Source organism: Mycobacterium gordonae (assembly GCF_002101675.1).
Lineage (GTDB): Bacteria > Actinomycetota > Actinomycetes > Mycobacteriales > Mycobacteriaceae > Mycobacterium > Mycobacterium gordonae.
The window spans coordinates 1-13,985 of record NZ_LQOY01000201.1 but is presented as its reverse complement, the minus strand read 5'-3'; the positions used below and the strand labels follow the sequence as shown (position 1 = coordinate 13,985).

Sequence of the window (13,985 nt, the reverse complement as noted above, 5' to 3'; positions counted from 1 at the left end):
TAAGCGCCCCTGACTGATCTTCTGCCCCGCCGCCACCTCCCCCGCGACCGCCTTGAACGTGTCGATCGCCCACTGCCCAGACTCCGCGCCCCCCACCGAGCGGTGGGCGAACAACTCCCCGATCGCCACCAACTCCGCAGCCACGTCCTGATTGACCGAGCGCCCCGCCCGCGCGATCCGCGCCATCCACCCCACCGACTCCTCGGTCTTTTCCAGCAGCGACCGCCGATGAGCCAACACCTGCTGGTAAGCGTCGAACTCCGCCATCCCCGGATGCACGAACGGCAACCTATCGAACATACTTTCGATTATACTCAGCGGACCGACAAGTCTGCGTTGCGATGTCTCAGGACATCAGGAGACGAAACCGGCGTCTGTGGTGACAGCCGGGTCAGCGCGACCTCATCGACACCAGGACGTACGTCCGAACCCGGCCGCGTACCGAAGCGCGGCACATGGACTGCAGGGGTTCGGACATCTCTTCCGCGACAACGACGCGAACGGGTTCCGGGTCGGCGGCGAGCTCGACGTGATGAATCCCGCCCTCCAGATGCTGGACCCTCAACGGGGACAGGGCGTCAATTCGGTCTTCTCCCAATGCTTCACGCGCGAAGTACTGCGCGGCTTGCACCACATGCGGCAAGCACGTGCGTCCGCGTAAGTACCTGTTGTCGAGCCGCCGGTCGAGATAGAGCCGCACCAGGCCGGCGGAGTCGGTGGAATCGACCCGCCCGTAACACAGGCCCTCGGGCAGCACCAGCATCGTTGCGGCGAACCGGTCACCGCCCAAATGAGAGCATTCCCAAACGAATTCCGGATATTGCGACGCGATAGCAGCCGCCGCGCCGCGGCCTCGAACCGCACAGCACTGATCGTGCTTGCCGTGCGCACACACCGCCACCAGCGGGCCGGCGGTCAACTCACCGTCCGAGCCGTCCAAGGCGATGTCGAGGTAGTCGCGAGCATCGTTGACCTCACCGCGGTACAACGCCTCGCTGCCTTCGTCGCACCGTGCCACGAACCAGCGCCAGCGCGGCGCCGCCGGGCGACGTCCCGGGCGGCGTATGGCGGTGACCCGCATCCCCGCCGCCTCGATGCGCCGGCATATCTGTCGGCCCAGTTCACGGTCGATGATGCCCGGTGACTCCAGGAACGCCGATTGTCCCCAGCCACCAGATAATTCGAGCAATGCCCACGCGTGTCCGGCCGAAGCGGTGCCGTACAAGGGATCGTTGCGCGTCAGCGATTGGTCACTGCACGGAATGCGCCGTGGTGCGCTCATCCCTGCTGTGGCCCGGCCGCAGACGCGCCTTCGGTGGGGACCACCACCGCCTCACGCAACAGCCGCCGAATCAACACGGTGGAGTCTGCGCGGTCGAGACCCGGCAGGGTGTCGGCATCAGCGACCAGCCCACGATGCAGCGCTTCGATCGCGGGCGCGCACGACTCGGGGAACGTCATGGTGCGATCGGGCAACCTCAGCACGACGCGGTCGCCGACGAGCTGCGGTGTCCCGATCAGTCCGTGCCGCCATCGAACCGATATCTCCCCGGCCCGTTCGGCGGCCCCCAGCGTGGCAAGCACCTGAACCGGTACGGGCCTGGTCTGCGCAGCGTGACGGTCCGACAGCCGCGTGGCCGCGCCGTCGCTCAGATCTGCTGCCCGATCCCGCACGGCATCGGCTACCTGCGCCAGTATTTTGCTTGCCGTTGCCGCCATCTCGTCGCGGTTGGTGGCGTCGATACCCAGCGGCAGCGGCCTTCTGAACTCAACATCCGACGCGAGTGTGTCAACGACCGCCCGGACCACGTCGAGATGCGTCGTCGCCGACACCCCGATGGTCAGGTGGATCGACGTCGTCTCCTGGGAACGGGCGGAGTGCACCCAGCCACGCGGCAGATACAGCGCGTCGCCGGCTGACAGAACGGTGTCGATGACCGGGTCTTCCCGGACCCGCGCGGCGACGGCGTCACGGTGTTGTGTCCACGGTTGCGAAGGCAACGGATGCTGGTGGACGGGCTCGTGCACCGTCCAGCGCTTTTCGCCCGACACCTGCAGGACGAACACGTCGTGCACGTCATAGTGCGGGTCGAATCCCCGGCTGCCCGGCGGCGTCACGTAGGCGTTCGCCTGCACGGGATGCCCCAGATCGTCGACCATGGAACGCACGAAGTCGATCAGCGGCGGCCACAACCGGTGCAGCCCCTGCAGGACGATCGTCGCGCCGGCGGAAAACTCGGCCAGCACTTTGGCCGAGTCCACCTGATCGGGCATCTCGGCGCCGAAGCCGGCCGGACCGACATAGCAGTCCCGCGCGAGGACGTCGCCGGCCTTGGCCATCCGGATGAAAGGCGTGCGAACCCCCCGACGGCTGATCAACTCGTCGACCGTGGCCGGCGACAGCAAGTCGCTGAAGTCGCGCGGCAGCGCGTCGGCGCGGCTGAGCAGAGGCCTGAGGCCCCAATGCCGGGTTGCGAACAACCCAGCATCGGTGGCCGTACAGCGGCTCAACATCTAGCGGCGGTCAGGCAGATCCGTCGGCTCCGCCGTCGTGGCCTTCGGGGTTCGAGCCGCCGTCGGCGGTGCCTTCGCCCTTCGAACCTTCGCTTGCCGTTCCGTCGGCTCCGCCGTCGTGGCCTTCGGGGTTGGAACCGCCGTCGGCGGTACCTTCGCCGCCGCCGCCAGAGGTGGTGATGTCGTCGTCGTCGAGTGCCATGAAGAATCTCCTTTTCTCCCGGGGGGATCGCGCATCGAGGGTGTTCACGCGCGAAGCTCCCATTAAACGCCGCTTCGATGTCCTCATGTCAGGCGACTTTCGGCTGGTTGAGTCGTACGGTAGATGCGCTGCAGTGCCCAGACCGAAGGAGGACCATGACGCCCCCACCCGCCGAAGCCTCGACTGCCGAAAAGCGCCATCACGTCGTCATCATCGGGAGCGGCTTCGGCGGCCTGAATGCGGCCAAGTCACTCAAGCGGGCCGACGTCGACATCACCCTGATCTCCAAGACGACGACCCACCTGTTTCAGCCGCTGCTGTACCAGGTGGCGACCGGCATCCTCTCCGAGGGCGACATCGCGCCGACCACCCGGCTGATCCTGCGCAAGCAGAAGAACGTGCGGGTGATCCTGGGTGAGGTGAGCGACATCGACCTGACGTCCCAGACGGTCACGTCCAAGCTCATCAACATGGAGACGGTCACGCACTACGACAGCCTGATCGTGGCCGCGGGCGCCCAGCAGTCCTACTTCGGCAACGACCATTTCGCCACCTTCGCGCCCGGCATGAAGACCATCGACGACGCGCTGGAGCTGCGCGGCCGCATCCTCGGCGCGTTCGAAGCCGCCGAGGTCGCCACCGACCACGCCGAGCGCGAACGCCGACTGACCTTCGTCGTCGTCGGAGCGGGACCCACCGGCGTTGAACTGGCCGGCGAGATCGTCCAGCTCGCCGAGCGCACTTTGGCCGGAGCATTCCGGACCATCACACCCAGCGAGTGCCGAGTCATTCTGCTCGACGCCGCCCCGGCCGTCTTGCCGCCGATGGGCCCCAAGCTGGGCGCCAAGGCGCAGCACAAGCTGGAGAAGATGGACGTCGAGGTCCAGCTCAACGCGATGGTCACCGCGGTCGACTACAAGGGCATCACCGTCAAGGACAAAGACGGCACCGAGCGCCGCATCGAATGCGCCTGCAAGGTGTGGGCCGCCGGCGTGCAGGCCAGCTCGCTGGGCAAGATGATCGCCGATCAGTCCGAGGGAACCGAAACCGACCGCGCGGGAAGGGTTGTCGTGGAGCCCGACCTCACCGTCAAGGGCCATCCGAACGTCTTCGTCGTCGGCGACCTGATGTCGGTGCCGGGGGTGCCGGGCATGGCGCAGGGCGCGATTCAGGGTGCGAAGTACGCCACCGGCGTGATCAAGAACGTCGTCAAGGGCAAGGACGACCCGGCCGCCCGCGAGCCGTTCCAGTACTTCAACAAGGGCAGCATGGCCCTGATCTCGCACTACAACGCCGTCACCCAGATCGGCAAGCTGGAGTTCGCCGGGTTCTTCGCCTGGCTCGCCTGGCTGGGGCTGCACCTGATCTACCTGGTGGGACACCGCAACCGCATCGCGGCCATGTTCTCCTGGGGCCTGGCCTTCCTGGGCCGCACCCGGGGTCAGATGGCCATCACCAGTCAGATGATCTACGCGCGGGTGGCGGTCAACTGGGTGAAAGAGTATGCCGAGGAAGGCACGCTGGCCGCCGCTGAACGCGCGGAGGCGGCCGAACAACGAGCGGGTTAGCTCAGAGCCTGGTCGATGTCGGCGAGCAGATCGTCGGTGCCTTCCAGGCCGACCGAGATGCGGACCACGCCGTCACCGAGCCCGATGGCGGCGCGGCCTTCCGGGCCCATCGCGCGGTGCGTCGTCGTAGCCGGATGTGTGACAAGCGACTTCGTGTCGCCCAGGTTGTTGGAGATGTCGATCAGGCGCAGCTTGTTCAGCACTTCGAAGGCACGCTGTTTGGCAGCACCGTGGGCCGCGTTCAGCTCGAAGGTGACAACCGTTCCGCCGCCTGACATTTGCCGCTTGGCCAGGTCGTACTGCGGGTGCGACGGCAGGAAGGGGTAACGCACCCAGTTCACCGCCGGGTGGCCTTCCAGGAACTCCGCGATGCGCTGTGCGGAGGCATTGCTGTAATCGACCCGAACGGCAAGTGTCTCAAGGCCTTTGAGCATCACCCAGGAATTGAACGCACTCATCGCGGGGCCGGTGTGGCGCATCAATTTCTGCACCGGACCGTCGATGTACTCCTGGTCGCCGAGAATGGCACCACCGAGCACCCGGCCCTGGCCGTCGATGTGCTTGGTGCCCGAATACACCACCACGTCAACCCCGAGCGGGAAACCCTGCTGCAGCAAAGGCGTGGCAAAAACGTTGTCCAACACCACTTTTGCGCCCGCGGCATGTGCCAGCTCGGTGACCGCGGCAATGTCGACGAGCGACTGCATGGGATTGGACGGCGTCTCGAAGAACACTGCCTGGGTCGGCACCGACAGCGCCTGTTCCCACTGGGCGAGGTCGTCGCCGTCGACGAAAACCGTCTCCACCCCCCAGCGCGGCAGGATTTCGTTGCACACCACGAAACAGGATCCGAACAGGCTGCGCGCGGCCACCAAGCGGTCTCCGGCACCTAGCAGCGCGCCGAGGGAAACGAACACCGCGGCCATGCCGCTGGCCGTGGCGAAGGCCGCCGGGGCGCCCTCGATCAGCCGCAGGCGTTCCTGGAACATGTTGACGGTCGGATTGCCATAGCGCGAGTAGACGTAGTGGTCCACCTCGCCGGTGAACGATTGCTCGGCGACTTCCGCAGAGGGATAGACATAGCCGGACGACAGGAACATCGCCTCGGAAGTCTCTTCGAACCCCGACCGCGTCAGCCCGCCGCGCACCCCGATGGTCGCCTGGCTCACGCCGTCAGGCAGTTCCTTCATCGCGGTTTCTAACCCTGTTTCCAGGGAAGCCCGACCGCGCGCCAGCCCGTCTCACCCCGGTGACCATGAACGTCGAGCTGACCTTCGAAGCCGTCCAGCACGTTGTAGGACGGCGTGAAGCCGGCCTCGGTCGCGACTTCGGCCGCACCGATGGAGCGGTTGCCCGAGCGACACAGGAACACCACGGGGCGCTCGCCCTCGCCGGCGGACGGGATCTTGTCCTGCAGTTCGGCGAGGAAGTTGTTGTTGTGCTGTCCGTTTGACTTGTTCCACTCGACGTAGACCACCTCACGGCCCAGGCTGGTGAGGTCCGGAACTCCGACGAACCGCCATTCGGCGTCGGTGCGCACATCCACCAGCACGGCCTGCGGATTGTCGCTGAGCAATTTCCACGCCTGCAGCGGCGTGATGTCTCCTGCGTAACTCACCCGCCCGAGTCTCGCACATTCAGCCGGGCCGCCACGTCCCGGGCGCGGTCGCGAGCAGCCGTGACCTCCGGTGCGGTGGCCAGCGTCACACCCCACTTGTCCGGCACTGCAGCAGGTTGCTCGTCGCCGGTCGAACCGAACACCCGCAGATCGCTCTCGGGCACGGCCAGAGCGGCAGCGAGCACATCCCCGCTGGGCGCCACACCCGGCGCGACCGGTCCGTGGTCGATCAGCCGGGCGGCGCCCGGCGACACCATCATGGTGTCCACAGCAACCCCCAGGACGGCCCGTGCCTGGAGCTCGAAAACCGAAAGCCGCTGGCTGCGCAGCGTCACCCATGCGCTGTCAGTGGGACCCGCGGTCACCTCGGCGAAGTACACCTCGTCACCGTTGATCATCAATTCGACGCTGAAGACGCCACGCCCGCCCAGCGATTTGACGATGCGCGCGGCGATCGACTTCGCCGCGTCCACAGCGGCGGTGGTCAGGTGCTGCGGCTGCCAGGATTCCAGCGCGCCGGTGTCGTCACGACGGTGCCCGATGGGCGCGCAGAACTCGATCACCGGTCCCGCCGGGCCTTCGGTGCGCACCACGATCAGCGTGACCAAAAACTCGATGTCCACCACGGTCTCGGCCCACACCCGGCCGCCGTGGTCCGCGCTTGCCAGTTCCCAGGCCCGCGCCACCTCGTCGGCGCCGCGAACCACCGACCGGCCGGACCCGTCGGCCGACTTGACCAATAGCGGGTAGCCGGCGTGGGCGGCGACCGCCTCGAGTTCGGCAAGAGAGTCGACGAACCAGAATGGCGCGGTGGGCAGGCCCAGTTCGTCCGCGGCCAGCCGCCGCAGACCCTCCCGGTCCGCGGTCAATCGCACGGCTCGTGCGCCCGGCACCAATTCGGTGTCCCCGGCTTCGAGATCGTCGAGAACCGCCACCGCCGTCGCGGCGTGGGAGGGGCCGTCGAAGGCGCCGGGAAGTGCCACCACGAAGTCCGGCTGCAGCGCCGCCACGACGGCCGTCAGCTCGTCGGCGTCGGTGAGGGTATCGGCGTCCGCGGTGATGACTTCGGCGCCGAGGCGCTGCAGTGCCACCGCCAGCTCCTGGCCCGAATCGTTGGAACCGAGCAGCAGCACCCGCGGCCCGGCGTCGACCTCGACTTCCGTTCCCGTTTCGGCTTCGGCCTCAGCCGATTCCTCGACGACCCACGTCGTCGTGCCCTCTGGTCCGTCGGTCCCGCCGTTAGTCACACGCTCAAGGATAGGTGCGCCTATGAGAACACCGCTTCTGGACTCATTTTCCGAGCTTGTGTGTAACTCTGCTGGAAGCCAAAATGTTTCGCCGAGGAGATGTGCATGCCGACGTTGACGGATGCGTCAGCCTGGCTGAGTACCGCGGCTGCGGCGACGTACCAGAAACTTGTGGCGGTGCCGGCTGCCCGTGGCGGGTCGGATGCCGCCACCGGCGTCGGCGCCGCCGCGACCGGACCGGGAGCGGGGTAAGGCCTTGCTGGGCATGGAATTCGGGGCGCTTCCTCCCGAAATCAATTCGGCCAGAATCTATTGCGGGCCGGGATCGGCTCCGCTGATGCAGGCGGCGACGGCTTGGGAGCGGCTCGCCAACGAATTGAACTCGACGGCCGAGTCCTACGCTTCGGTGCTCTCCGGCCTCACCAGTCAGGAGTGGCTCGGCCCGACGTCGCTGACGATGGCCGCGGCCGCGGCCCCCTACGTGGCATGGATGCGGGCGACCGCCGCCCAGGCCGAGCAGGCAGCGGCCCAGGCGCTGGCCGCCGCGAACGCCTACGAGGTGGCGTACGCGGCCACGGTCCCGCCGGCCGCCATCGCGGCCAACCGCAGCACGACGATGTCGCTGATCCAGACCAATATCTTCGGGCAGAACACACCGGCCATCGCGACCACCGAGGCGGACTACGGCGAGATGTGGGCCCAGGACATCGTCGCCATGGAGGGTTACGCCGGCAACTCGCAAGCCGCCGCTCAGCTCGCGCCCTTCACCTCGCCGCCACTAACCACCGGTGAGGGCGCCCTGATCGGCGAAGCGGCAGCAGCCGCGGCGGCGCCGGCGGAAACGAGCGTGCTGCCCACCCTGCAGTCGCTGCTGCCCTCGCCGTTTTCGGACATACCCAACCCCTTCGAGGATCTTGACGTGCTGGTGCTGGCGGCTGTCGGCGTCTCGGCGGCTGCCCTGGGTGTCTCCGGCATTCAGCTTGGCGAGGTGTACCGCCACGACGTAGTGGATGAAGACGAGAAGGAGAAAAGCCTCGAGGAAGCCGAGGCGGCCGACAGTGCCGCCGGCGTACCTCCCCGCCGGTCCGGGCCTTCGCCACTCGGTGGACAACGACTGGCAAGCCCGCCCCAGTCGCCGATCTCCGCGCTGTCGGGTTACTCCAGCAGCGTCGGCGGACTCTCGGTGCCGCCGACCTGGAACATGCCGCCGGCGGTGCGCCAGGTCGCGGCGATGTTCCCGAACAGCATGCCGATGTACCTGACCGCAGCCGAAGACGGCGACGGATGCACCGGCCTGGCGGTGGCCGGTGTGGCCGGAACGAGCCTGGCCGCACTTGCGGCGCGGGGGGCCGCGTCGTCGGCACCGACGCAACCGGCAGCCGGCGGCACTGGCGGCACCGCGGCGGCCGCCAGGCCGGCCACCAACACACCCGCGATCCCGGCCGCCGCCACTGCGGCTCACTTCCCGGGCCTGCCGCAGGGCCTGCCGCCGGGCGTGGTGGCCAACCTCGCGGCGACGCTGGCGGCGATCCCGGGCGCCACCATCATCGTGGTGCCGCCGAACCCGAACCAGGGTTAGGGCTGGCCGGGCAGCAGCCGCACCATCAGGCCGTTGCCCTCGGCCAGCACCGTGTCGTCGGCGTCGGTGAGCTCAGCCGACACGAAGGCTTTACGGCCGTCGATCTTGGTGACCCGCCCGCGGATGGTCAATGGCACGTCGATCGGCGTGATCTTGCGGTAGTCGACATGCAGGAAAGCCGTTCGGCTGATCGGCCGCCCGGCGGCGTGGCTGACCATGCCGAAGGTGTGGTCGAACAGCAGCGGCAACACCCCGCCGTGCACCGCCCCGTTGCCCCCGACGTGGAACCGGCTGAAGTGCCCGGCCATCTCGACGCCGTCGGGCGCATAGCGGGTCAGCTTCCAGGGCGGCAGCAGCAGACTGCCCATGCCGGGCAGGTCGGGGGTGCGGCCGGCCGGCGACTCGCCCGCGTCGGCCTCGAACGGCTGTAGCAACGTCATCAGGGCGTCGGCGCGCTTGGCCGCCTCATCCCATACGTCGTCACCAGGGTCCGCGGACACGGCCAGGTCCTGCAGACGGCGCATGGTCGCCACGAACTTCCCGAACCCGGGGCCCGGGCTAGCGGGGCCGTACTCCGGAAAGCCGCCGTGGTGTTCGTATTCGGGATCTTCGTCTCTGGGATTGCCCTCCGCGTTCAGCGACGTGTAATGCGTCACGCGGGGGCCGCCAGGATGTCGCGTCGCACGATGGTCTGGTCGCGTCCCGGTCCCACCCCGATACATGAAACATGGGCTCCGGCAAGCTCTTCCAGCCGCAACACATAGTCACGGGCCTTCGCGGGCAGGTCCTCGAACGCGCGGGCGGCGGAGATGTCTTCCCACCAGCCCGGCAGCTCCTCGTAAACCGGTGTGGCGCGGCACAGGTCGCTCTGGGTCATCGGCATCTCCGGCGTGCGCTTGCCGTCGATCTCGTAGCCGACGCAGACCGGCACGGTTTCCAGGCTGGACAGCACGTCGAGCTTGGTCAGGAAGTAGTCGGTGATGCCGTTGACACGGGTGGCGTAGCGGGCGATGACCGCGTCGAACCACCCGCAACGACGGCGACGGCCGGTGGTGACCCCGAATTCGCCGCCCGTCTTGGACAGGTACTCGCCGTTCTCGTCGAACAGTTCGGTCGGGAAGGGGCCGGACCCGACCCGGGTGGTGTAGGCCTTCAGGATGCCCAGCACGGTGCCGATCCGGGTCGGACCGATGCCCGAGCCCACCGCCGCGCCGCCGGCCGTCGGGTTCGACGACGTCACGTATGGGTAGGTGCCGTGATCGACGTCGAGCAGGGTGCCTTGCGACCCTTCCAGCAGCACCGTCTCGCCGGCGTCCAGAGCGTTGTTGAGCAGCAGCCGGGTGTCGGCGATGCGGTGGGAGAACCCCTCGGCCTGCTGCAGGACCGCCTCGAGGACCTGGTCGGGCTCGAGGGCTTTGCGGTTGTAGATCTTGACCAGGATCTGGTTCTTCAGCTCCAGGGCGGCCTCGATCTTGTGCTGCAGCTGGGCATGGTCGAGCACGTCGGCGGCCCGGATGCCCATCCGCGCGATCTTGTCCTGGTAACACGGCCCGATGCCGCGCCCGGTGGTGCCGATCTTCTTGCTGCCCATGTAGCGCTCGGTGACCTTGTCGATGGCCACGTGGTAGGGCATCAGCAGGTGCGCGTCGGCGGATATCAGCAACTTGGAGGTGTCGACCCCGCGATCTTCCAGGCCCTTGAGCTCATCGAGCAGGACGCCAGGATCGATCACGACGCCGTTGCCGATGACGTTGGTGACGCCGGGGGTCAGCACGCCCGACGGAATGAGGTGCAGGGCGAAGTTCTCGCCGGTGGGCAGCACCACGGTGTGCCCGGCGTTGTTACCCCCCTGGTAGCGCACCACCCACTGCACTCGGCCACCGAGCAGATCGGTTGCTTTACCTTTGCCCTCGTCACCCCACTGGGCTCCGATGAGGACGATTGCCGGCATGACGTGCTCCCAACTCGTCTGGCAGGTTGGGCCGCTTATTGTGGTCCAGCCGGTGACCTACCCTACCGAGCGGTTCGGAAGGAGTGTCATGAATGCGGGTGAGAACGCGCCGGGTGTTGCGGTATCGGTGTCTCACGACGCGCGGATGCCTGCCGTATTGCACGGCCTGCCGGCCCTCGATGACAACGAACTCACGGCCTGCCGGCGGCTGGTGGTGGTGGGTAGTGACGCCGATCTGGCCGCCGCGCTTACCCGGCTGCTGCGTACCGACCGGCTCGACGTCGAGGTGGCATATGTGCCGCGCAGGCACACCCGGGCCACCCGGATCTACCGGTTGCCGGCCGGCCGTCGGGCGGCCCGGCGGGCGCTGCGGGGCACCGCGGGCCGGGTGCCGTTGATCCGCGACGAGACCGGGACGGCGCTGGTGGGGCGGGCCCAGTGGGTGCCGGGTGACGGTGCGGCCGCGATGCGGGGCGAGGTGGTGGTCGACGACACCGTGCTGTTCGACGGCGAGGTGGCCGGGGTCTGGATCGAGCCGACGCCGGCTTTGCCGGGCCTTCGGGCGGCGCTGGCCGGGCGCTGGGCCCGCTGGGTCAGCGGGCGCGCCGCCCAGCTGGGCACGACGGGCGCCGTGGTGGTGCGCGACGGGGTGCCGGGCCCGCGTCCGGTGCGGCGGTCGACGTTCTACCGCCATGTCGAGGGCTGGCTGCTGGTTCGGTAGTTTCGACAGGTGCGGCCCAGCCCGATCTTTCTTGGCCTGGTCGGATTGACGGGCGTCGGTGCGGCGCTGGCCTGGGCGGCTGGATCCGTGGTGCGGCCGCTGGCCTACGCGGGGGTGTTCATCTTCGTCATCGCCGGCTGGCTGGTGTCGCTGTGCCTGCACGAGTTCGGACATGCCTACACCGCCTGGCGCTTCGGCGACCACGACGTCGCCGTGCGCGGATACCTGAACCTGGATCCGCGGCGCTACAGCCACCTCGGGCTTTCGCTGGTACTGCCGATGATCTTCATCGCATTGGGCGGGATCGGCCTGCCCGGCGCGGCGGTGTACCTGCACACCTGGTTCATGACGCCCATGCGCCGCACCCTGGTGAGCCTGGCGGGACCCGCGATGAACCTGGTGCTGGCCGCGCTGCTGCTGACCGTGACCAGGGTTTTCTACGATCCCGCGCATCTGGTGCTGGCGGCCGGCCTGGCGTTTCTGGGGTTCCTGCAGGTCACCGCGGTGGTGCTGAATCTGCTGCCGGTGCCGGGCCTGGACGGCTACGACGCGGTGGAGCCGCACCTGAGTCCGCAGACCCAGCGCGCGGTGGCGCCGGCCAAACAGTTCGGTCTGTTCATCCTGCTGGTCGTGCTGCTGGCGCCGGGATTGAACCGGTGGTTCTTCGAGGTCGTCTACTGGCTTTTCGAGCTGTCCGGAGTGCCGCCGCGGCTGTCGATGGCCGGTGGTGCGCTGACCCGCTTCTGGAGCGCCCTCACCTGAGCGGCCGGACCTGCGCGACTTTGAACGTAGGTACACCGTTCGCGGCGTGTCGTCTGCGTAGCGTCAGTGTCGCGCCGGGCACCACTACCTATTGCCATATATGCGTGTTTATGCATATATTACTTGCCATGGGCGCCGGACACAGTCACTCCCCCGCCGAGGCGGACGCGTCGCGCATGATTCCGCGGATGATCGGCGCCGCCGGGATCCTGGCGACCTTCTTCGTCATCGAATTGACCACCGCGTTACTGATCAACTCGATCGCATTGTTGGCCGACGCCGGCCACATGCTCACCGATGTGGTCGCCGTGTTCATGGGGCTGGTGGCGGTCATCCTGGCCCGGCGGGGCAGTTCGTCACCGGAGCGCACCTACGGCTGGCACCGCGCGGAGGTGTTCACCGCGGTGGCCAACGCCGTCCTGCTGGTCGGCGTGGCCTTGTTCATCCTCTACGAGGCGATCGAGCGGCTCGGCAGCAAGCCGTCGGTGCCCGGCGTGCCGATGATCGTGGTGGCACTGGCCGGCGTGGCCGCGAACTTCGGAGTGGCGATGCTGCTCCGCTCGCACTCTGAGGCGAGCCTGGCGGTCAAGGGCGCCTACATGGAGGTCGTCGCCGACACGGTCGGCAGCATCGGGGTGTTGATCGCCGGCATCGTGACGGTCACGACGCACTGGCCGTACGCGGACGTGGTGGTGGCGGTGCTGGTGGCGCTGTGGGTGCTGCCCAGGGCGATCGCGCTGGCCCGCGCTGCGCTGCGCATCCTGTCGGAGTCTTCACCGGCGCACATCGACGTCGACGAATTGCGTTCGGCGCTGGGCGGTCTCGACGGCGTGACCAACGTGCACGACCTGCACGTCTGGACGCTGTCGCCCGGTAAGGACATGGTGACCGCGCACCTGACCAGCACGGCCGACTCGGCGCAGGTACTCAGCGACGCCCGGGCCGTGCTGTCAGCCCGTGGCCTCGACCACGCCACCGTGCAGATCGACTGCCCGGACGGCCACTGCGAGGAGACGTTCTAGGAGCGGGCGTCGAACCACCCGGCGACGCGAAAACGGTTGAGCATTCTGGAATCCCGCTCGGTTACCACATCGAATTCATGGCAAGAAAACCCTGACTTATTGCAAGAGTGCCTAATAAGATCCCGACCTACGCGTCAATATTCGCCGCGGTGGTTTCTATCCAGAGTCGGTTGGGAGCGGTGCCATGTCGTTCGTGTCGATTTCGCCAGATCTCCTCGCCACCGCAGCGGGTGACCTGACCACGTTGGGGTCCACGCTCAGCGCGGCCAATGCCGCCGCCGCGGCGCCCACCACCGAATTGCTGGCAGCCGCCGCCGACGAGGTGTCAACGCGGATTGCCGGGCTGTTCGGCGGATACGGCCTGCAATATCAAGCGATCAGCGCGCAGTTGGCGGCTTTCCAGGAGCAATTCGTGGCTACCCTCACCGCCGGAACGGGTGCCTACGCGACCGCTGAGTCGATCAATGCGGAGCAGGCACTGCTGGGCCTGATCAACGCCCCCACCCAAACCCTGTTGGGTCGTCCGCTGATCGGAAACGGAGCGAACGCCACTACTCCCGGCGGCAACGGCGGTGACGGCGGCATCCTGTACGGCAACGGCGGCAACGGTGCGGCCGGCGCGGCCGGGCAGGCCGGTGGCGCCGGCGGGGCGGCCGGTCTGTGGGGCAACGGTGGCGCCGGCGGCGCGGGCGGATCAGGTGGGGCGACCGGTGGCGCGGGCGGGGCGGGTGGCTGGTTGGCCGGTGTCGGCGGTACCGGAGGCACGGGCGGCATCGGCGGCGGCACCGGCGGCGCCGCGGG

General features: G+C 68.0%; 15 protein-coding genes and 1 pseudogene. 7 read left to right on the top strand and 9 right to left on the bottom strand.

Annotation, left to right across the window (positions count from 1 at the left end):
• The 4 genes and pseudogenes from AWC08_RS25410 to AWC08_RS25395 form a co-directional block, all read right to left on the bottom strand.
• Positions 1 to 300, bottom strand: a pseudogene (locus AWC08_RS25410) (13E12 repeat family protein); the annotation flags it as partial.
• A gap of 91 nt (positions 301 to 391) precedes the next feature.
• Positions 392 to 1,282 (bottom strand): sucrase ferredoxin, encoded by an 891-nt coding sequence (locus AWC08_RS25405; protein WP_069435055.1) that lies wholly within the window; start codon positions 1,280 to 1,282, stop codon positions 392 to 394.
• The gene (locus tag AWC08_RS25400) at positions 1,279 to 2,514 is read right to left on the bottom strand and encodes a cupin domain-containing protein (protein ID WP_069435054.1); all 1,236 of its coding nucleotides are present in this window, start codon (positions 2,512 to 2,514) and stop codon (positions 1,279 to 1,281) included. The genes AWC08_RS25405 and AWC08_RS25400 overlap by 4 nt, the downstream gene beginning before the upstream one ends.
• 10 nt (positions 2,515 to 2,524) lie before the next feature.
• Positions 2,525 to 2,716 carry a hypothetical protein gene (locus AWC08_RS25395; RefSeq protein WP_065136930.1) on the bottom strand — a complete coding sequence of 64 codons (192 nt, stop codon included), beginning with the start codon at positions 2,714 to 2,716 and terminating at the stop codon, positions 2,525 to 2,527.
• Positions 2,717 to 2,871: 155 nt separating this feature from the next.
• Here AWC08_RS25395 and AWC08_RS25390 point away from each other — a divergent pair, with 155 nt between their 5' ends.
• Positions 2,872 to 4,284 carry an NAD(P)/FAD-dependent oxidoreductase gene (locus tag AWC08_RS25390; protein WP_065136931.1) on the top strand — a complete coding sequence of 471 codons (1,413 nt, stop codon included), beginning with the start codon at positions 2,872 to 2,874 and terminating at the stop codon, positions 4,282 to 4,284.
• Here the strand turns inward: AWC08_RS25390 and AWC08_RS25385 are convergent.
• Genes AWC08_RS25385 through purT form a run of 3 tightly spaced genes read right to left on the bottom strand, consistent with a single transcriptional unit; the run spans position 4,281 to position 7,149 of the window.
• The gene (locus AWC08_RS25385; protein ID WP_065136932.1) at positions 4,281 to 5,474 is read right to left on the bottom strand and encodes an O-succinylhomoserine sulfhydrylase; all 1,194 of its coding nucleotides are present in this window, start codon (positions 5,472 to 5,474) and stop codon (positions 4,281 to 4,283) included. The two genes, AWC08_RS25390 and AWC08_RS25385, sit on opposite strands and share 4 nt — an antisense overlap.
• Positions 5,475 to 5,482: 8 nt before the next feature.
• Positions 5,483 to 5,902: a rhodanese-like domain-containing protein gene (locus AWC08_RS25380; protein ID WP_065136933.1), complete on the bottom strand. Its 420-nt coding sequence runs from the start codon at positions 5,900 to 5,902 to the stop codon at positions 5,483 to 5,485.
• Positions 5,899 to 7,149: a formate-dependent phosphoribosylglycinamide formyltransferase gene (gene purT, locus AWC08_RS25375; protein ID WP_083271368.1), complete on the bottom strand. Its 1,251-nt coding sequence runs from the start codon at positions 7,147 to 7,149 to the stop codon at positions 5,899 to 5,901. The genes AWC08_RS25380 and purT overlap by 4 nt, the downstream gene beginning before the upstream one ends.
• A 105-nt stretch (positions 7,150 to 7,254) precedes the next feature.
• On the opposite strand from purT, the gene AWC08_RS36785 reads away from it, so the two are divergent.
• Together AWC08_RS36785 and AWC08_RS25370 are read left to right on the top strand one after the other, a co-directional pair.
• Positions 7,255 to 7,401, top strand: coding sequence for a hypothetical protein (locus AWC08_RS36785; protein WP_156781470.1), 147 nt, complete (start codon positions 7,255 to 7,257; stop codon positions 7,399 to 7,401).
• A 13-nt stretch (positions 7,402 to 7,414) separates the two neighbouring features.
• Positions 7,415 to 8,728 (top strand): PPE family protein, encoded by a 1,314-nt coding sequence (locus AWC08_RS25370; protein ID WP_069435053.1) that lies wholly within the window; start codon positions 7,415 to 7,417, stop codon positions 8,726 to 8,728.
• Here the strand turns inward: AWC08_RS25370 and AWC08_RS25365 are convergent.
• Positions 8,725 to 9,366 carry a PaaI family thioesterase gene (locus AWC08_RS25365; protein ID WP_232008092.1) on the bottom strand — a complete coding sequence of 214 codons (642 nt, stop codon included), beginning with the start codon at positions 9,364 to 9,366 and terminating at the stop codon, positions 8,725 to 8,727. The two genes, AWC08_RS25370 and AWC08_RS25365, sit on opposite strands and share 4 nt — an antisense overlap.
• Positions 9,367 to 9,380: 14 nt before the next feature.
• Positions 9,381 to 10,679 carry an adenylosuccinate synthase gene (locus AWC08_RS25360; protein WP_065135670.1) on the bottom strand — a complete coding sequence of 433 codons (1,299 nt, stop codon included), beginning with the start codon at positions 10,677 to 10,679 and terminating at the stop codon, positions 9,381 to 9,383.
• Between the two features lie 88 nt (positions 10,680 to 10,767).
• Here AWC08_RS25360 and AWC08_RS25355 point away from each other — a divergent pair, with 88 nt between their 5' ends.
• The 4 genes from AWC08_RS25355 to AWC08_RS39885 form a co-directional block, all read left to right on the top strand.
• A complete protein-coding gene (locus AWC08_RS25355; RefSeq protein ID WP_069435051.1) occupies positions 10,768 to 11,400 on the top strand; it encodes a peptidase M50 in 633 nt (210 codons plus the stop codon).
• Positions 11,401 to 11,409: 9 nt separating this feature from the next.
• Complete coding sequence (locus tag AWC08_RS25350) at positions 11,410 to 12,162, top strand: site-2 protease family protein (protein ID WP_065135668.1); 753 nt, start codon at positions 11,410 to 11,412, stop codon at positions 12,160 to 12,162.
• 128 nt (positions 12,163 to 12,290) lie between these two features.
• A complete protein-coding gene (locus AWC08_RS25345; RefSeq protein WP_065135667.1) occupies positions 12,291 to 13,184 on the top strand; it encodes a cation diffusion facilitator family transporter in 894 nt (297 codons plus the stop codon).
• A gap of 184 nt (positions 13,185 to 13,368) precedes the next feature.
• The coding region (locus AWC08_RS39885) for a PE family protein (protein WP_142283806.1) at positions 13,369 to 13,985 on the top strand (617 nt) is incomplete at its 3' end.

Excerpts from the sequence above, each read along its gene's own strand:
- AWC08_RS25355 (WP_069435051.1), top strand. The coding sequence starts at position 10,768 with ATGAATGCGGGTGAGAACGCGCCGGGTGTTGCGGTATCGGTGTCTCAC.
- AWC08_RS25400 (WP_069435054.1), bottom strand. The coding sequence starts at position 2,514 with ATGTTGAGCCGCTGTACGGCCACCGATGCTGGGTTGTTCGCAACCCGG.
- AWC08_RS25390 (WP_065136931.1), top strand. The coding sequence starts at position 2,872 with ATGACGCCCCCACCCGCCGAAGCCTCGACTGCCGAAAAGCGCCATCAC.
- AWC08_RS25395 (WP_065136930.1), bottom strand. The coding sequence starts at position 2,716 with ATGGCACTCGACGACGACGACATCACCACCTCTGGCGGCGGCGGCGAA.
- AWC08_RS25345 (WP_065135667.1), top strand. The coding sequence starts at position 12,291 with ATGGGCGCCGGACACAGTCACTCCCCCGCCGAGGCGGACGCGTCGCGC.
- AWC08_RS25405 (WP_069435055.1), bottom strand. The coding sequence starts at position 1,282 with ATGAGCGCACCACGGCGCATTCCGTGCAGTGACCAATCGCTGACGCGC.
- AWC08_RS25370 (WP_069435053.1), top strand. The coding sequence starts at position 7,415 with ATGGAATTCGGGGCGCTTCCTCCCGAAATCAATTCGGCCAGAATCTAT.
- AWC08_RS36785 (WP_156781470.1), top strand. The coding sequence starts at position 7,255 with ATGCCGACGTTGACGGATGCGTCAGCCTGGCTGAGTACCGCGGCTGCG.
- AWC08_RS25360 (WP_065135670.1), bottom strand. The coding sequence starts at position 10,679 with ATGCCGGCAATCGTCCTCATCGGAGCCCAGTGGGGTGACGAGGGCAAA.
- AWC08_RS25385 (WP_065136932.1), bottom strand. The coding sequence starts at position 5,474 with ATGAAGGAACTGCCTGACGGCGTGAGCCAGGCGACCATCGGGGTGCGC.